The sequence below is a fragment of the Streptomyces chumphonensis genome, assembly GCF_014779715.1.
GTDB lineage: Bacteria > Actinomycetota > Actinomycetes > Streptomycetales > Streptomycetaceae > Streptomyces > Streptomyces chumphonensis.
Window position 1 is genome coordinate 33,560 of sequence record NZ_JACXYU010000005.1, and the last position, 16,322, is coordinate 49,881.

Consider the following 16,322-nt stretch of genomic DNA (forward strand, 5'->3'; position numbering starts at 1 on the left):
ACCGCCGGGCCGACAGCGCCCCCCTGAGCGTTCGTCGGCCCGGCGCCCCTTGCTCCTCTCTCCCCCGCCCCGGTTCCCCCTGCTGCGTGAAGGAGGCGACGTGACCCGCTGGTCCAAGCCACGCGTGCGTTGGCCCTGGCGTCCCGCGACGGTGCTGTGCCTGCTCGGCCTGGCCGCCACTCTCTTCGCCGGCGGCGCCGCCTTCCTCCCACCTACAGGCGCCGCTCCGACCGTCCCCGTCGACGGACCCGGCCAGGAGAGTCGGCCAGCCGCTCACGACCGCATCGAGGGCCTGCGCACACGGCTGCGGCGCCTGCCCACCGACCACGCCGGCTGGGCCGAACTGGGCGTGCTCTACGTGCAACGAGCCCAGCACAGCGCCGACCCGCAGTTCTACGCCAAGGCCGAGCAGGCGCTGCGCCGCTCACTGGGCCTGCGGCAGAAGGACAATCACCTGGCCATGATGGGCAACGGTGCCCTGGCCGCGGCCCGGCACGAGTTCAGCGACGCCGCGGCTTGGGCCCGCAAGGCTCTGGCGGCTCACCCCGGCCACACCGCCTCCTACGGCGTCCTGGCGGACGCCCTCCTCCAACTCGGCCGCTACGACGAAGCCTTCCAGGCGACCCAGGACATGGTCGACCGCCAGCCCGCGACACCCTCCCTGGCCCGCGCCTCCTACGCCTGGGAGCTGCGCGGCGACACCAGCCGGGCAAGCGCCTTGATGCGCCGCGCCCTGCGCTCGGCCTCCACACCCGCCGACGCCGTTTTCGCCCGCCTCCACCTGGCCCTTCTCGCCCTGAACGACGGCCGCCCGAAAGAGGCCCTGAAGGGGATCGAGCAGGGCCTGCGCGTGGAGCCCGACCATCCGACGCTGCTGGGCGCGCGAGCCCGCGCACACCGCGCCCTCGGTGACCCGGACGCGGCTGTGGCCGACTACCGGGCGGCCATCGACCGCGTTCCACACCCCTCACTGCTGCTGGAGATGGGCGAGCTCCTCCAAGCACAAGGGCGGACCGAACAGGCGCGGGAACATTACGATCTCTTCCGCACCACCAGCGGGCTCTTCCGCCAGGAGGGCGTCGCCGCCGACGCCGAAGAGGTGCTCTTCGAAGCCGACCACGGGCAGCCCGCCCGGGCCGTGCGCCTCGGCCGCGAAGCCGCTGCGGACCGCCCGTTCCTGGCCACCCTGGACGCCTACGCCTGGTCCCTGCACAAAGTAGGACAGCACGGACAGGCCCTCCCATGGGCCAACGCCGCCCTCGAACTGGGCACCCGCAGCGCGCTGTTCCACTACCACCGCGGCATGATCCACCACGCGCTGGGCCACCGAGCCTCCGCCCGCACCGACCTTGAGCGGGCCCTGGACATCGACCCGCACTTCCACCCGCTCCACGCACCCCGGGCCCGCACGGCCCTCGACGAGATCGGCCCCGCCCAATGACCGGCCCCACCGGGCGCCTCCCCCTGCTCTGCGCGCTCCTGGCCGCACTGGCGGCGACACTCACCCTCACCCCACCCGCCCATGCCCACCCCCTGGGCAACTTCACCGTCAACCACCACATCGGACTACAACTGCACCCCGACCACATCACCACCACCCTGGTCGTGGACAGCGCGGAGATCGCCGCCGCACAAGAACGCACCACCGTGGACACCGACAGCGACGGCACCACCTCACCATCGGAACGCACCGCCTACGCCACCCGTCAGTGCACCGCACGCGCCGACAGCCTCATCCTCACTCTCAACGGCACACCCCAGCCCACCACCGTGCGCTCCAGCACCTTCGGCTACCGGCCCGGCGACGCGGGCCTGACCACCAGCCGCCTGGAATGCCGCCTGCACACCGACGCCGACCTCGCCCAACCGGCCAAGGTCACGGCCACCGACGAGCACGCGGCACCCCGCATCGGCTGGCACGAGATGACCGCCACCGGCCACCACCTCACCCTCACCGGATCCACCGTCCCCACCACCTCCATCACCGACCAGCTGCGCCGCTACCCCAACGACCTGCTCAACGAGCCCCTCAACCAACGCCACGCCGAACTACGCACCCAGCCGGGTAGCGGCACCCACACCACCAGCCCCCCGCCGGCCTTCGCGTCCGCGGGCCCGATCGGCACCGCCCTCACCGCACTGAGCGACCGCTTCACCGCGCTGGTGGGAACCCGTGAACTGACCCTCCCCGTCGGACTGCTGGCCCTGACCCTGTCCATGGTGCTGGGTATGTCCCACGCCCTCCTGCCCGGACACGGCAAAACGATCATGGCCGCCTACCTCGCCAGCCGACGCGGCCGCACCCGCGACGCCGTCACCGTCGGCGCCACCGTCACCCTCACCCACACCGCGGGCGTCCTCATCGTCGGCCTCCTGCTTCCCCTGGTCACCACCGTCGCCGGAGAAACCGTCCTCGGTTGGCTCGCCCTCATCAGCGGCCTGCTGGTCACCACCATCGGCATCGGCCTGCTACGCACCGCCCTCAAAGGCCACACCCCCGGCCACCACCATCACCACCACGGCCACCACCATCACCACGGCCACGACCATCACCACCGTCACTCCCCGACGCAACCCTCACTGCCCCGCAGCCGACCCCCCACCCGAACCCCTACCGAACCCGGCACCCTCGCGGTCCTCACCAAGGCCCACCCCACAGCCGACACACCACGACCCACCACCGACCACCCCGCCCCATCGACCGCGCGCCGCAGCCTCATCGGCATCGGCATCGCCGGCGGAATGGTCCCCAGCCCCTCCGCACTCGTCGTCCTCCTCGGCGCCATGGCCCTGGGCCGCACCCCCTTCGGCATCCTCCTCGTCCTCGGCTACGGCACCGGCATGGCCGCCACCCTCACCACCGCCGGCATCCTCCTCGTCCGCTTCCGCGACCACACCGCTGCCCGCATCACCACCCGGCTCCCCCACCACCCCCTCATCCGCCGCATCAGCCGACTCGGCGCACCCCTGACCGCCACCTTCGTCGTCCTGGTCGGCATCGGGCTCACACTCCGGGCCCTCACCACACCCTGACCGAGACGTCCGACCCCGGCACGCCCTCCGCCAACGGTGAGCGGACGACGGACGCCGTTGGGGCGGATGCAGACCACCCGCGAGGCACACCGCGTCCTCACCGACGCCATCAACGCGCTGCGCAGGCCGGCTTCGTGGCAGCGCAAGCCCGAGCAGGTCGCCCGCTGAGCCCGGCGTCTACTCACTGAACCTCTTTCATCCTGAATAATCGCAGGTCAAGAGGGGTATGTACCGCTGCCACGGTCCTGGCGGTGCGGTTGGTCGAGCAGCGGGCTCACCGCAGCACCCGCCAGGACTTGAGGCGCGCGAAGGCGCGTTCGCCGGGTGCCCTCAGTCGAGCGTGATCGGGGTTGAACTGCTGTTGGTGCTCGGAGTGTTCGCGGTGGTGGTGGTAGGGGTGCGCACCGTGGCATCGGCGCCCTGGTAGGCGCGGTCCGCGAGGACGAGGATCTGCCTGGTCAGGCACGCCTGGACGATGCCGTGGGCGCGAGGACGGTGAGGTCGTGCGTGCGTCCCGGCATCGCCGGTGAGAACCAGAGTGGGGTGCCGTCCGGACGCGCGATGACCTGCACGCTCATGCCGTGCTTCCGGTGATTATGCGAGAAGTACGGCTGGTCTGCCTTGACGCGGTCGGTGGAGATGAGCGTCCCGTCGACGATGACGAAGTCGCCTTCACCGAGCCCGACCAGGGCCTCGCGCAGGCCTGGCGCCCAGGAGTGATGGGGGTCTTTGAGAACGACCGGGTCCGTTCCTCGTCCCACTTGCTTGATCTTTGAACTGTGTGAGGGGGATGGGGATCGAAGAGCGGTCCTTGGTCACCAGAATGTAGGTTTTGGCCATGACTGGTGACTGGCGGATGGACCGGATCGGGACTGCGCTGAGGGGCGACAACCCGACCGTGCTGCGACGGTTGACGTCGGGGTTCGCGGTGATCGGGGATGTTCAGTTCCTGCCGGGCTACTCGGTTCTGCTCGTGGACGAGCCGGATGTGCAGCGGTTGTCGGACCTGCCGAGGGCGAAGCGACTGTCGTTCCTGTCTGACATGGACCAGCTTGGTGAAGCGGTTGAGCGTGCCTGTCGGCGGCTGGATCCGGCTTTCCGCCGGGTCAATCTGGAGATCCTGGGGAACACGGACCCGTTCTTGCATGCGCATGTCTGGCCGCGGTTCGAGTGGGAGCCGGCCGATGTGGTGGGCAAGCCGGTGTGGCTCTATCCGCGGGAACGGTGGAGTGAGGAGCAGTTCTGGCTCGGTCCGCAGCATGACGTGCTGCGGGATGCGATCAGCAGCGAACTGGACCAACTGCGTTCGGTCACCTGAGCGTTGCGGACCCGGTGATCGGTGACGGTCAGCCGAAGCTCACTGGAGGCGTCTGAGCGGGACGATGTCGGTGACGCGGTTGGTGATCGTGGGTCAGGCGGCTTCCTGGGTGGCGGGCAGGGCGACGATCGTGACGGGCTGGTCGCAGTGAGGACAGTTCCGGACTGCCGTCGGTGCCAGAGGGTCGATAGTTCCGGGGGCTGTCGACGGAGGGCCCATCACAGCGACATGGACGAAGCAGGTCTCTCACCTCAGAATGCGCCTGCAACCGTCACCCTTGCCCAGGCGCGAAGCAGCGTCGGGGGCGGGCACGGTCGGCATGCGCATGAACGGCCGTACCCACGCCGCCCGGTGCGGGTCGGGGTCGAGGCGGTCCGCGATGCGGAGTGCCTGCGCGCGGAGCCACCGGCGGGCCACCACCGGCATCGTGCCCGTGCGTGACTCCAAGAGCCCGGCGGGGCCGGTGCTGAACGTGTCCGCCGCCGCCTTCACGACCTTCGTGGCCGGGGTCAAGGCCAGGCAGCTGGGCGCCGCCTGACCCCCGAACCGCCCACCCACCCGCAGGTCTTACCACGCACGTGGCAGCCCGGACCCAGCGCCCGGAGAGCTTGGCAGCCCGCGATGTACCGCTGGCGCCTCGTCTCGCTCGGCGATGCGCAGGTCTCGAGGCAAGAAAAAGGGGCAGTGGCCAGTGACTGGCGAGTGCCCCTTCAAGTCTGTCCGGAGAGTACCACGGCCTCGTTCACGACGCAGGCAACCTCGTGGCGGTTGGCTAGGGTGCTGCGGTGACCTTACTTCCCGCCTCGGATGTGTATGCGCGGCACGTACTCGCCCGCATGGCCGACTTCTTCACTGATGAAGGCACCCCATGGGCGCGTCGACTCTGGGACATAGGCTCGGTGCTGGCACTGGAAGAACTGTGGGAGGCTGGCTACTGGCAGACGCACGGTGTCCTGTCACAGGCCGCGTGCGACTGGCAGCGTAGGGAACTCAGCTCTCTGATCGGCCCTGATCGGGGTCTCGGGGACAGGGACCTTCGCAAAGAGCTCACCGGGTTGCTCAAGTGCCCCCTGCCGGACCCGAGCCCGGCACGCCGTCGGTTCAAGGAGATCATCGGACACGTTCGAGCCGGCTACCTGGAGCGGTGGACTGCTGCGGTCAACGCTCCTGGGGAGCCCCAGGTGAAGCCGGAGCGATTCTCCCGAATGGTGGCTTCACACCTGCTTGACCTGGGATACAGCGCAAGCTTTCTCAAGGCTTGGGCGAAGGACCTTCATCAGACACGGGCCACCACGACGGACATCTCCGACAGCGCTGCCGAACTGGCGCGAACGCGGGCGCGCCAGTTCGACGTCCTCGTAGCGCTGGAGAAGGCGCCCCGCCGAGAGCTCGCGGAGCCCCTGGAAGGCTGGTACGACAAGGGAAAGATCGTGGCCTGGCTGCGCGAGCACGGCTACAACACCTCTGGCATCCGGGCCGGAGGTGGATTCGTCTACCGTTTCACCGCCCTCGACGTGTACAGCGCCGCAGAGCAAGCTCGGCAGATGGTGGAGCGGATGACCGCCCGTAGCCAGTTCCTGCGGCGGGACCGGGGAGGCGTGGAACCCCTCCCGTACATCTGGGTGGCGGGCCATCGGCGGCCCATCCCGCTGGCTCCTCCAGCACGCGGCGCGGACGTCCTGACGCTGGTCAATGAGGGACACCTGTACCAGGTCGGTAGCGAGCGCAGCCGCATCGACGAGGCGCTGGAGCTAGCGGCCGTGGTCAACCGAGGCCCCCTGGCCCCGGCCGTCGCCGGGGCGTGGGCCGCCGTCGAGTCGCTGCTGTCGCAACGGGACGACCCCACGGACAGCGAACGGTCGGGCAAAGCGGTGGCCGCCGACAGGATGGCGGCGATCATCACCTGCTCCTGGCCACGGGCCGAGCTCACCGCCCTCGCCCACCGCCACAAGCCACGTGCGGGCGACGATCTCAGCTGGGCGATCGCGGCCTGTGCGAAGAATCAGGAGCGCGCCCGGCTCGTGGCCGAGGCATTGCACGAGCGTGGTGCCTCGGCACTGGACTTCACCGGAGCGTCGACCAAGTACACCGACCAGCCCGCAGCGCAGCGCATGACCGACCTGGTCAGAGGCCCGCGGCCGGTCCTGAGCGATGTGAGGGGGGCTTTTCGGGTCGCGCTGCGTCGGCTGTATCGGACCCGGAACATCATTCTGCACGGCGGAGCCACGCAGGGCGTTGCGTTGGAGGCCTCGTTGCGCACTGCCGCGCCACTGGTCGGTGCGGGACTGGACCGCATCGTGCACGCCGCCTATGCCGAAGAGCTCGCCCCGCTTGACCTCGCTGCTCGCGCGGAGGTGGCCCTCCAGCTGGTCCGTGGTGAGACCGGACTCTCCGTGGTCGATCTGCTGGAACCTGTGTGACCTGGACAGGCACCACGTACCGTCCAGGATCACAGGCACACGCCCCCCGCGCGCCCCGCACGGTGGGGCTTCTCGCTGGTGGTCGGGGACCGGGCGGCGTACGACACCCGGCCTGGGTACGCTCCGGCGGACCGGAGCGTACCCAGGCCGACGGTAGGTGGGGGCGGCGGGGTCAGGTGCCGAGGGGGCCGGTGAGGGGGGCGGTGAGGCTGTCGAGGCTCGCGCCGCCCTCGGTGATGGGGGCGGCGAGCGGGGCCGTGCTCACGCTCTCGAAGTCGGCGATCTGCGCGCCGACGGCGTTGTCGAGCGGGTCGACGCCGGTGCCCGCGAGCGCGTACGGGCGCAGGTCGGTGACGGGCCCGACGAGGTTGCCGACGGCGCCGGTGGCGGCGCCGACCGGGTCCTTGCCGATGACGTCGGCCTGTGCGGTCCCGGCCGTGCCGAGGGCGGCGGCTGCGGCGGCGGTGAGGGTGAGCGTGGCGCTGAGGCCCCGGCGGCTGCGGGGGCGGGCGTGGGCGGGCATGGTCACCTGTCCGTCGATCGGGTGAGGGGTCGGATTCGGAGGGTAGTGGAGGGGTCATCGGGGTTCATCTTCTCGCCCCCGAGGTGTCACCCGGACGGGGTAATGCGGGACCATGGTGACCCGTGACGGACTCTGCTCGCGTGATCCTGTTGACCGGCCCCTCCGGCTCGGGGAAGTCCCGCCTCGCCGCCCGTACCGGGCTTCCCGTGCTGCGGCTCGACGACTTCTACAAAGAGGCCGGCGACCCCTCCCTCCCGGAGCTGCCCGGCGGCGGCACCGACTGGGACGCCCCCGGCTCCTGGGACGCCGACGGGGCGCTGGACGCCGTCCGGGAGCTGTGCGCCCGGGGACGGACGGCCGTTCCCGTCTACGACATCGCGGCCAGCACCCGCACGGGGTGGGGAGAGGTCTCGCTCGACGGCGCCGCGCTGTTCGTCGCGGAGGGGATCTTCGCCGCGCACCTGGTGCGGCGCTGCGCGGAGCTGGGGCTGCTGGCGGACGCCCTGTGTCTGCGGCTGCGGCCCGCGACGACGTTCCGGCGGCGGCTGGTGCGCGACGTGCGGGAGAGCCGCAAGCCGCTGCCGGTGCTGCTCGCCCGGGGCTGGCGGCTGATGCGGGCCGAGCCCGGCATCGTGGCGGGGCACGCCGCGCTGGGCGCGCACCCGTGCCGGAAGCCGGAGGCGCTGCTGCGGATCGCGGCGGCCGAGGGGACCCCTGCCCGGGTGTGAAACACCGTCGGCCGGGGGTGAACCGGAGCGCGGTGCGGTGCGTCCTGGAGGGCACGGGCCCACCGCAGGGGTGGTTGCCCGACCCTTCGGTCTGTCGTACGGTCCGCCGGACGGACGGCCGAGCAAGCGATGGTGCCGAAGGCCACAGGGGTTCGGATTGCCGCCCGAAGGGGCCCGTGTGCCATCGTTTACCGGTGCCCGGTCTGCATCGAGAGCGGCGCCGGGGGACACACGACGACGGGGACGGACGAAACGTGGGACACGTCAAGCGAGTGGTGGTCGGCACGGTGGGCGGCATCCTGCTGCTGACGGGCATCGCGCTGCTGGTGCTGCCCGGTCCCGGGCTGCTGCTGGTGCTGGCGGGCCTGGTGCTGCTGGCCAAGGCGGTGCCGTCCTTGCAGCGGCACGTGGCGCCCGTGCGGGCCCGCGCCATGAAGGCGGCGGCCGACAGCGTGGCCTCGCCGTGGCGCATCGCCGGGTCCGTGCTCGCCGGTCTGGGCCTGCTGGCCTCCGGACTCGTCGTGGGCCTGGGCCTGATCCCGCAGCTGCCGGTCTCGGGCTGGACGACGGGGGTGAGCCTGATCGTCTCCAGCGCCATCCTCTTCGTGCTGCTGGTGTGGAGCCACCGCGCGCACCGGCCCGCCCTCGCGGCGCCCGCGAACGCGGCGCCCGTCACCACGCCCGTCGCCGAGCCCGCGTCCGGCGCCGCGACGCCGGCCGCCGAGCCGGCACCGGTGGTGGAGCGGTCCGTCTGACGCGGAGCGGGCCGTTCTGACGCCGTGGCCCGCCGCCCGGCGCGCCCGTGGCCGACCGGGCGCCCGACGCCTACCGTTGGGCCCGGACGGGCCGAGGTGAGGAGGGGTCGACGGCGATGGTGGGACACGTCAAACGGGTGGTGCTGCTGGCGGTCGGTGGCACGCTGGTCCTGATCGGGCTCGCCCTGCTGGTGCTGCCCGGCCCCGGACTCCTGGTCACCTTCTCGGGCGTGGTGCTGCTGTCGCGTGCCGTCCCCGCGCTCTCTCGGTTCGTGGAGCCGGTGCGGGTACGGGCGATGAAGGCGGCCGAGGACAGCGTGGCCTCGCCGTGGCGCGTCGCCGCTTCCGTGCTCGCCGGGCTGGGCCTGATCGCGGCGGGGGTGGTGTGGGGCCTCGCGCCGGGGCTGCCGTTCGGCGGCTGGAGCGCGGGATCGAGCCTGATCGTCTCGGGCGTGATCCTCTTCGTGCTGTTGGGGTGGAGTTTCCGCCGCTTGCGGGCTGGTGAGCGGACGACCCGCGTCTGAGCGCCGAGCACGGGCGAAGGGCGGGGCACGCACGGCGAAACGGGTGCGGCCAGACCCCCCGGCCGGCCGCACCCGCGTCTCCCCCGTGTTCCCCGTATCCCCCTGCTCCCCCGTCGTCCCCCGTGTTCCCCCGTGTTCCCCCGTTCCCCCCTCGGCGGGTCCGGTCGTCAGGCGACCAGCTCGCCGAAGCACTCCTGCTCGTCCCGGCCGCGGGCGAGCACCTCGTCGTCGCGCAGCCGGCGCAGCGAACGCCAGATGCTGCTCTTGACCGTGCCGACGCTGATGCCGAGGATGTCGGCGATCTCCGGGTCGGTGCGGCCCTCGTAGTAGCGCAGCACGAGCATCGTGCGCTGCGGTTCGGGCAGCCGGGCGAGCGCCTGCCAGAGCACGGCGCGCAGCTCGGTGCCGCGCATGGCGTCGACGTCGCCGGTGGACGGCGTCTCCGGCAGTTCCTCGGTCGGGTACTCGTTGAGCTTCCGCCGGCGCCAGGCGCTGATGTGCAGGTTCGTCATGGTGCGGCGCAGGTAGCCGCCGACGGCCGCCTTGTCGCTGATGCGGTCCCAGGCGCGGTAGGTGGAGAACAGCGCGCTCTGGAGGAGGTCCTCGGCCTCGAACCGGTCGCCGGTGAGGTGGAAGGCGGTCGCGTAGAGGGCCGCGCGGCGCTGCCGCACGTACTCGGTGAACTCGGCCTCGGAGCGTGCGGACACCGGCGCCCGCGGCGCCGGCGCCGCCTTCGCGGGGGCCGCCTCCGCCGGGACGGGCGTCAGGTGGGCCGGACGCCGGCCGGTGCCGCGAGCGCACCCCCGCCCGCTCACGGCACCGGGGTTCTCGGCGGTCAGGTGCGTGACGGCGCCGTGCTGCGCCGTGGACTGACCGTTGTTGCGCTGGGCGGGAACCGAAGAGGTGTGGCGGCGCGTGTGAAGGACTGTGCTGCCGTTTCCGGCGGACGACGCCGTCGTTCCGGTGTGTCCGCGCAGTTCGCGCAGTGCTGTCATCGCGCGCCTCCTTCGACCGAGCAGCCGTTCGCTTGCCGTGTGAAGAACACACTGCCGGGCCAGTTTCATCGCCGGGTCCCCCGACTGTCACAGCGGTGTCACAAGCGGCGTGGGCGTCACGCCGAGGTCCGGACGGCCGGACGGTCGAACTCGCGCCCGTTGATGGGCCAGAATGACGCGCGTGCCTTTCCTGTTGCTGATCGAGGATGACGACGCAGTCCGTACCGCCCTGGAGATGGGTCTGACCCGCCAGGGTCACCGCGTGGTGACCGCTGCCTCCGGCGAGGACGGGCTCAAACTTCTGCGCGAGCAACGGCCGGACCTGATCGTGCTGGACGTGATGCTGCCGGGCATCGACGGCTTCGAGGTCTGCCGCCGCATCCGCCGCACCGACCAGTTGCCGATCATCCTGCTGACGGCCCGCAGCGACGACATCGACGTCGTCGTGGGTCTGGAGTCGGGCGCCGACGACTACGTGGTCAAGCCCGTGCAGGGCCGGGTGCTGGACGCGCGCATCCGGGCCGTCATGCGGCGCGGCGAACGGGAGGCCAACGACGCGGCGACGTTCGGGGCGATCACCATCGACCGGGCCGCCATGACCGTGACGAAGAACGGCGAGGACCTCCAGCTGACGCCGACCGAGCTGCGGCTGCTGCTGGAGCTGAGCCGCCGCCCCGGGCAGGCCCTGTCCCGCCAGCAGTTGCTGCGGCTGGTGTGGGAGCACGACTACCTGGGCGACTCCCGGCTGGTGGACGCCTGCGTCCAGCGGCTGCGGGCGAAGGTCGAGGACGTGCCGTCCTCGCCGACGTTGATCCGTACCGTGCGCGGCGTCGGGTACCGCCTGGACGCTCCCCAGTGAGCCCCGCCCCCGGCCGGATGCGGCACCGGCTGGCCGGGATACTGCCGAGCCTGCGGCTGCGGCTCGTCGTCGTGTTCGCGGTGACGGCGCTGTCGGCGGCCGTCGCGGTCAGCGGCATCGCCTACTGGCTCAACCGGGACGCCGTCCTCACCCGCACCCAGAACGCCGCGCTGGACGACTTCCGCAAGATGCTCGGCGACCACGCCGGCACCCTGCCGCCGGAGCCGCGCTGCGACCAGCTGCGCGACGCGGCCAACGCGATGGCCGACACCACGCAGACCTACGAGGTCCTGCTCATCGACGAGCAGCCGGACGGCTCGCCCTGCGCGGTCACCTCCGACGACGGCTTCACCCTCGGCGACGTGCCCCGCCCGCTCCAGGAGGCGGTGAACGAGGTCCGCCCGCTGGACCAGGGCAACGACGCGCCCTACCACCTGTACTGGCAGCGTGTGACCCAGGACGGCACCCCGTTCCTGGTGGCCGGGGCGACCGTCATCGGGGACGGGCCCACCGGCTATCTGCTCAAGTCGCTGGAAGCGGAGCAGGACGACCTCAACTCGCTGGCCTGGTCGCTGGCGATCGCCAGCGCCTTCGCCGTCCTCGGCTCGGCCCTGCTCGCCCAGGCGGCGGCGTCCACGGTGCTGCGCCCGGTCCAGCGGCTCGGGGAGGCGGCGCGACGGCTCGGCGAGGGCAAGCTGGACACCCGTCTGACCGTCTCGGGCACCGACGAACTGGCCGAGCTGTCGCGGACGTTCAACTCCGCCGCCGCCTCCCTGGAGCGACGGGTGGCCGACCTGAGCGCGCGGGAGCAGTCCAGCCGCCGGTTCGTCGCCGACATGTCGCACGAGCTGCGCACCCCGCTGACGGCCATCTCGGCCGTGACGGAGGTGCTGGAGGACGAGCAGGACAACCTGGACCCGATGATCGCCCCGGCCGTGGGCCTCGTCGTCAGCGAGACGCACCGGCTGAGCGAACTGGTGGAGAACCTGATGGAGGTCACCCGTTTCGACGCGGGCACGGCCCGGCTGGTGCTGGACGACGTCGACGTGGCCGAGCAGGTCATGGCGTGCATGGACGCCCGTGCCTGGCTGGACGCCGTGGAGCTGGACGCGCCGCTGGGCGTCCGCGCGCGGCTGGACCCGCGCCGGCTGGACGTCATACTCGCCAACCTGATCGGGAACGCCCTCAAGCACGGCGGGTCCCCCGTACGGGTGGCCGTGCGCACCGAGCCGGCGCCGGACGGCGGCGAGTTCGTGGTGATCGAGGTGGCCGACCGGGGGCCGGGCATCCCGGAGTCCGTTCTGCCGCACGTCTTCGACCGGTTCTACAAGGCCAGCGCCTCCCGGCCGCGTTCGGAGGGCAGCGGGCTCGGGCTCTCCATCGCGCTGGAGAACGCCCACATCCACGGCGGGGAGATCACCGCGCGCAACGGCTCCGAGCGCGGTGCGGTCTTCACCCTGCGGCTCCCCCGGGACGCCGACCGGCTCGCGGAGGACGCCGACACCGACGCCGACACCGACGCCCACGACGGCACCGGCGGCACGCGACGGGTGGAGGGTTCGGGCACGGAGGGTTCGGGCACGGAGGGTTCGGGCGCGGAGGGCGACCGGCGGCAGGACGAAGGAAGCGGGGAGGAGAACACGTGAGGGCGGTCGAGCGCCGCGCGGCGTCCCGTGCCCGGTGGGCCGGGCGGATCGTCGCGGTGACGGTGGCGGGCGCGGCGCTGGCGGGGTGCGGCATCCGCGCCACCCCCGTGCCGGTGGACGCCGGGTCGGCTCCGAGCCGGGTCGCCTGCGGGGTGCGCGGCGCGACGGGCGACCCCACCGAGGGCGCGAGCGAGGTGCGCATCGCCCTCGTGTGCAGCGGCCGGGTGGTGGACGTCCGGCGACGGCTGGAGCTCCCGTCCGGGGACGGCCCGCGCGACCGTGTCGCGCTGGCGCGCCTCCTGCTGGCGGAGTTGCGCGGTGACCCGGGCGAGGAGGAACTGGCGGCCGGGTTCGCCACCGCCGTCCCGGACGACCTGCGCGTCGCGGGACCGGCTGAGGGGGACGAGCCGACCGCCCTGCGGCTGAGCCGACCGCCGTCCGCCCTGCCGTCCTTCGCACTGGCCCAGCTGGTCTGCACGTTCGCCGACACCCAGCTCGCGGACAGCGGCCGGGGCGTCCTGCTCGGCGGCCCGCCCGGCGGACCCGGCGAGGCCCCACGGGACGACAGCGAGCTGCGCCGCTACGAGTGCAACGCGGCCCTGCGGACGACGACCGAGGCGGCGGACTCGGCCGGGGTGCCACTCTGACGGCCGACGGGCGGGAACCGCTGGGAGAGGGCCGGGCGTCGTTCTGCTCGTGCCCCCCGTGCAGCGCCACCGCCCCACCGGCCGAGCCGCCGTCCGCCTCCGGACGGCGGGACGTCTGCTCCTCGCCGGGTACCTGCTCGCCGTCGGCTGGCTGACGCTGCGACCGCGCGCGGTGCCGTGGGTGGAGCCGCCGAACGTCACCCTGTTCGCGACCGTCCGGTCCGTGTGGGCGGGCGGACCCGCCGAGGCGTTCTCGACGCTGGGCGGGCAGCTGCTCCTGCTGGCGCCGCTCGGGGCGCTGCTGCCGCTGGCGTCGGGGGCGCTCGGGCCGCGCACCGCGTCGTTCGTCCGCACGGTCCTGGCGACGGCGGCGCTCTCACTGGCCGTCGAGGTGGCCCGGATGTCGGTGCCGGGGCAGACCGGCGACGTGGACGCGGTGGTCCTGAACAGCGCCGGCGCGGCCCTCGTCCACCTGGCGCTCTACCCGGTGGTGCGTCGGCGACTGCGCCGGGCGGCGGCGGACCCGGCCGTGCGGAACACGGCGGGGACGGCCGGGACGGTCCCGCGGGGCGCGGGGGTCCTCGGGGCGGGCGGCGCGGAGGCGTCCCGGCGGCGGGCCTGGGAGGAGACGTCTCAGGGGCGCACCCCGAGAACCCCGAGGGTGCGGATCGCCCCGTAGAGGGAAGTCGGCGGCACCGGGCCGCTCGTACGGTGGAACCAAGGACGCGAAAGCGTCGAAACCGCGCGAGAGGAGGCCGACGATGGCCGCGCTGTCAGGGATGTCGCGCCCCCGCGAGGGGCGGATGATCGCCGGGGTGTGCGCGGGGCTGGCCCGCAGGTTCGGGACGAGTGCCACGACGATGCGGGTGCTGTTCCTGGCCTCGTGCCTGCTGCCGGGGCCCCAGTTCGTGCTCTACCTGGCTCTGTGGGTGCTGATGCCGTCGGGCGAACGCCGCGAGGCGTGGTGAGGGGCGGCCGCGGGACGCGGCGGGCCGGAAGGGCGACGGAGGGCGGCCCGCCGTGGCGGGCCGCCCTCCACTGCCGCTCGGCGGTGGATCAGAGGGGCAGGCCGCCCGTCAGACCGCCGAGGTCCCCGGAGGGCAGGCCGCCACCGGCCAGGTTGTCGGCGGAGAGCCCACCGGAGAGCTGGTCGGTGGGCAGCGCGCCCTGGGCGAGCTGGTCCGTCGGCAGCCCGGCGCCCTGGAGCTGGCCGACCAGCGGCAGGCCGCCGAGGAGACCGCCGACCGGGTCCTGACCGGCGGCCGGGACGGCCCGGTCGCTGCTCTCCTGGACGGCACCGGCCGCCTGCGTGACGTCACCGGGGAGGTCCATGACCCGGTCCTCCACGCTGAGGTTCTGCACGTCCGCCGCCGCGTCCATGAGGTTGTCGGTGGGGCCCGCCGCGGAGGCGGTGCCCGCGGCCGTTGCGGCCATGGCGGCGCCGAGTGCGGCGACGCCAAGCGTCTTCCTGGGGATTCCCTTGCTCATGGTCAGCAGAACCTAGTGAGCCCCCGCGGGGGGCGGCAAACACCCCTCGGGCGGGCGGGGCGCCGCCGGACGGGACCGGAACGACGGTTCCCGGCCACGTCCGACGATGCGGACGTCAGCCCTGGTAGGCGGCTGGGTCGCTGGTCAGGGAGTGGTCGGCGGCCGTCTGGCGGAACAGCCAGGCGGACTTCAGCTCGGCGTAGCCGGGCTTGATCACGTCGTTGATCATCGCAAGACGTTCATCGAAAGGGATGAACGCGGATTTCATCGCGTTGACGGTGAACCACTGCATGTCGTCCAGCGTGTAGCCGAACGCCTCGACGAGGTGCGCGAACTCCCGCGTCATGCTCGTGCCGCTCATCAGCCGGTTGTCGGTGTTGACCGTGACCCGGTAGTGCAGCGTGCGCAGCAGCCCGATCGGGTGCTCGGCGTAGGAGGTCGCGGCGCCGGTCTGGAGGTTGGAGGTGGGGCACATCTCCAGGGGGACGCGCTTGTCCCGGACGTAGGCGGCCAGCCGGCCGAGCTCCACCGTCCCGTCGTCGGCGATGGTGACGTCGTCGACGATGCGCACGCCGTGTCCGAGCCGGTCCGCGCCGCACCACTGGAGCGCCTGCCAGATGGACGGCAGGCCGAAGGACTCCCCGGCGTGGATCGTGAAGTGGTTGTTCTCCCGCTTCAGGTACTCGAACGCGTCGAGGTGACGGGTGGGCGGGTGGCCCGCCTCGGCGCCCGCGATGTCGAACCCGGCGACGCCGCTGTCCCGGTAGCGGTTGGCCAGCTCGGCGATCTCCAGGGCGCGCGCCGCGTGCCGCATCGCGGTGAGCAGCGCGGCGACCCGGATGCGGTGCCCGGCGGCTGCCGCGCGCAGCTCACCCTCCCGGAAGCCCTCGTTGACCGCCTCGACGACCTCCTCCAGCGTCAGCCCGGCCTCCAGGTGCTGCTCGGGGGCGTAGCGCACCTCGGCGTAGACGACACCGTCGGCGGCCAGGTCCTCCGCGCACTCGGCGGCCACCCGCACCAGGGCCTCGCGGCTCTGCATGACGGCGACGGTGTGGGCGAACGTCTCCAGGTAGCGCTCCAGCGAGCCCGAGTCGGCGGCCTCGCGGAACCAGCGCCCCAGGGCTTCGGGCTCGGTCTCGGGCAGCCGGTCGTAGCCGGCGTCCCGGGCGAGGTCGACGACGGTGGCCGGCCGCAGGCCGCCGTCCAGGTGGTCGTGCAGGAGCACCTTGGGGGCGCGGCGGATCTGCTCCTCGGTCGGCTGGGTGGTGAAGGTCTCGCTTGTCATCTTCGTACTGTAGTCCTACGCGCGTAGATCACGCGAGGGCGAGTCTCTTGGACAGGGCTCGGGTGCGGCCCCGGGGCGGCACCGCCGTCGGACCCGGGACC

At 72.6% G+C, this 16,322-nt stretch carries 17 protein-coding genes and 1 pseudogene; 13 read left to right on the top strand and 5 right to left on the bottom strand.

Features of this window, described 5'->3' with window-relative positions; genetic code table 11:
- Positions 1-100 precede the first annotated feature (100 nt).
- Both IF129_RS11995 and IF129_RS12000 read left to right on the top strand, forming a co-directional pair.
- Positions 101-1,441, top strand: a complete 1,341-nt coding sequence (locus tag IF129_RS11995; RefSeq protein WP_318153691.1) for a tetratricopeptide repeat protein — start codon at positions 101-103, stop codon at positions 1,439-1,441.
- Complete coding sequence (locus IF129_RS12000) at positions 1,438-3,033, top strand: nickel/cobalt transporter (protein ID WP_224754847.1); 1,596 nt, start codon at positions 1,438-1,440, stop codon at positions 3,031-3,033. Before IF129_RS11995 ends, IF129_RS12000 begins: the two co-directional genes overlap by 4 nt.
- Positions 3,034-3,228: 195 nt before the next feature.
- Here IF129_RS12000 and IF129_RS12005 read toward each other — a convergent pair.
- A pseudogene (locus IF129_RS12005) lies at positions 3,229-3,746 on the bottom strand (transposase family protein); the annotation flags it as partial.
- A 125-nt stretch (positions 3,747-3,871) separates the two neighbouring features.
- On the opposite strand from IF129_RS12005, the gene IF129_RS12010 reads away from it, so the two are divergent.
- The 3 genes from IF129_RS12010 to IF129_RS12020 all read left to right on the top strand — a co-directional run bounded on the left by IF129_RS12010 (position 3,872) and on the right by IF129_RS12020 (position 6,771).
- The gene (locus tag IF129_RS12010) at positions 3,872-4,351 is read left to right on the top strand and encodes an HIT family protein (RefSeq protein WP_191209584.1); all 480 of its coding nucleotides are present in this window, start codon (positions 3,872-3,874) and stop codon (positions 4,349-4,351) included.
- 379 nt (positions 4,352-4,730) lie between these two features.
- Positions 4,731-4,889, top strand: a complete 159-nt coding sequence (locus IF129_RS26315; protein WP_381481475.1) for a DUF397 domain-containing protein — start codon at positions 4,731-4,733, stop codon at positions 4,887-4,889.
- Between the two features lie 298 nt (positions 4,890-5,187).
- Complete coding sequence (locus IF129_RS12020) at positions 5,188-6,771, top strand: integrase (protein WP_191209586.1); 1,584 nt, start codon at positions 5,188-5,190, stop codon at positions 6,769-6,771.
- Between the two features lie 172 nt (positions 6,772-6,943).
- Here the strand turns inward: IF129_RS12020 and IF129_RS12025 are convergent, their stop codons facing one another.
- Entirely contained in the window at positions 6,944-7,294 is a 351-nt protein-coding gene (locus IF129_RS12025) for a hypothetical protein (protein WP_191209587.1), read from the bottom strand.
- Between the two features lie 140 nt (positions 7,295-7,434).
- On the opposite strand from IF129_RS12025, the gene IF129_RS12030 reads away from it, so the two are divergent.
- From IF129_RS12030 to IF129_RS12040, 3 genes are all read left to right on the top strand, one after another.
- A complete protein-coding gene (locus tag IF129_RS12030) occupies positions 7,435-8,022 on the top strand; it encodes a uridine kinase family protein (RefSeq protein WP_191209588.1) in 588 nt (195 codons plus the stop codon).
- Positions 8,023-8,276: 254 nt separating this feature from the next.
- The gene (locus tag IF129_RS12035; protein WP_318153692.1) at positions 8,277-8,777 is read left to right on the top strand and encodes a PGPGW domain-containing protein; all 501 of its coding nucleotides are present in this window, start codon (positions 8,277-8,279) and stop codon (positions 8,775-8,777) included.
- Positions 8,778-8,893: 116 nt separating this feature from the next.
- Complete coding sequence (locus IF129_RS12040; RefSeq protein WP_191209589.1) at positions 8,894-9,301, top strand: PGPGW domain-containing protein; 408 nt, start codon at positions 8,894-8,896, stop codon at positions 9,299-9,301.
- 167 nt (positions 9,302-9,468) lie between these two features.
- Here IF129_RS12040 and IF129_RS12045 read toward each other — a convergent pair whose 3' ends face one another.
- Complete coding sequence (locus tag IF129_RS12045) at positions 9,469-10,296, bottom strand: SigE family RNA polymerase sigma factor (RefSeq protein ID WP_191209590.1); 828 nt, start codon at positions 10,294-10,296, stop codon at positions 9,469-9,471.
- Positions 10,297-10,477: 181 nt separating this feature from the next.
- On the opposite strand from IF129_RS12045, the gene IF129_RS12050 reads away from it, so the two are divergent.
- The 5 genes from IF129_RS12050 to IF129_RS12070 all read left to right on the top strand — a co-directional run bounded on the left by IF129_RS12050 (position 10,478) and on the right by IF129_RS12070 (position 14,416).
- Positions 10,478-11,155, top strand: coding sequence for a response regulator (locus IF129_RS12050; RefSeq protein WP_191209591.1), 678 nt, complete (start codon positions 10,478-10,480; stop codon positions 11,153-11,155).
- On the top strand, positions 11,053-12,801 hold the full coding sequence (locus IF129_RS12055) for an ATP-binding protein (RefSeq protein ID WP_381481506.1): 1,749 nt from the start codon (positions 11,053-11,055) through the stop codon (positions 12,799-12,801). Before IF129_RS12050 ends, IF129_RS12055 begins: the two co-directional genes overlap by 103 nt.
- The gene (locus IF129_RS12060; protein WP_318153693.1) at positions 12,798-13,448 is read left to right on the top strand and encodes a hypothetical protein; all 651 of its coding nucleotides are present in this window, start codon (positions 12,798-12,800) and stop codon (positions 13,446-13,448) included. The genes IF129_RS12055 and IF129_RS12060 overlap by 4 nt, the downstream gene beginning before the upstream one ends.
- A 49-nt stretch (positions 13,449-13,497) precedes the next feature.
- On the top strand, positions 13,498-14,127 hold the full coding sequence (locus IF129_RS12065) for a VanZ family protein (RefSeq protein ID WP_318153694.1): 630 nt from the start codon (positions 13,498-13,500) through the stop codon (positions 14,125-14,127).
- 91 nt (positions 14,128-14,218) lie between these two features.
- Positions 14,219-14,416 (top strand): PspC domain-containing protein, encoded by a 198-nt coding sequence (locus IF129_RS12070; RefSeq protein ID WP_191209854.1) that lies wholly within the window; start codon positions 14,219-14,221, stop codon positions 14,414-14,416.
- 88 nt (positions 14,417-14,504) lie between these two features.
- Here the strand turns inward: IF129_RS12070 and IF129_RS12075 are convergent, their stop codons facing one another.
- Positions 14,505-14,936: an ATP-binding protein gene (locus IF129_RS12075; protein WP_191209592.1), complete on the bottom strand. Its 432-nt coding sequence runs from the start codon at positions 14,934-14,936 to the stop codon at positions 14,505-14,507.
- A 115-nt stretch (positions 14,937-15,051) separates the two neighbouring features.
- Positions 15,052-16,221, bottom strand: a complete 1,170-nt coding sequence (locus tag IF129_RS12080; protein WP_191209593.1) for an adenosine deaminase — start codon at positions 16,219-16,221, stop codon at positions 15,052-15,054.
- Positions 16,222-16,322 lie beyond the last annotated feature (101 nt).

What these genes read in the sequence shown, in the direction of transcription:
- IF129_RS12000 (WP_224754847.1), top strand. Translation starts at nt 1,438, where the DNA reads ATGACCGGCCCCACCGGGCGCCTCCCCCTGCTCTGCGCGCTCCTGGCC.
- IF129_RS12010 (WP_191209584.1), top strand. Translation starts at nt 3,872, where the DNA reads ATGACTGGTGACTGGCGGATGGACCGGATCGGGACTGCGCTGAGGGGC.
- IF129_RS26315 (WP_381481475.1), top strand. Translation starts at nt 4,731, where the DNA reads ATGCGGAGTGCCTGCGCGCGGAGCCACCGGCGGGCCACCACCGGCATC.
- IF129_RS12020 (WP_191209586.1), top strand. Translation starts at nt 5,188, where the DNA reads ATGGCCGACTTCTTCACTGATGAAGGCACCCCATGGGCGCGTCGACTC.
- IF129_RS12025 (WP_191209587.1), bottom strand. Translation starts at nt 7,294, where the DNA reads ATGCCCGCCCACGCCCGCCCCCGCAGCCGCCGGGGCCTCAGCGCCACG.
- IF129_RS12040 (WP_191209589.1), top strand. Translation starts at nt 8,894, where the DNA reads ATGGTGGGACACGTCAAACGGGTGGTGCTGCTGGCGGTCGGTGGCACG.
- IF129_RS12045 (WP_191209590.1), bottom strand. Translation starts at nt 10,296, where the DNA reads ATGACAGCACTGCGCGAACTGCGCGGACACACCGGAACGACGGCGTCG.
- IF129_RS12075 (WP_191209592.1), bottom strand. Translation starts at nt 14,936, where the DNA reads ATGAGCAAGGGAATCCCCAGGAAGACGCTTGGCGTCGCCGCACTCGGC.
- IF129_RS12080 (WP_191209593.1), bottom strand. Translation starts at nt 16,221, where the DNA reads ATGACAAGCGAGACCTTCACCACCCAGCCGACCGAGGAGCAGATCCGC.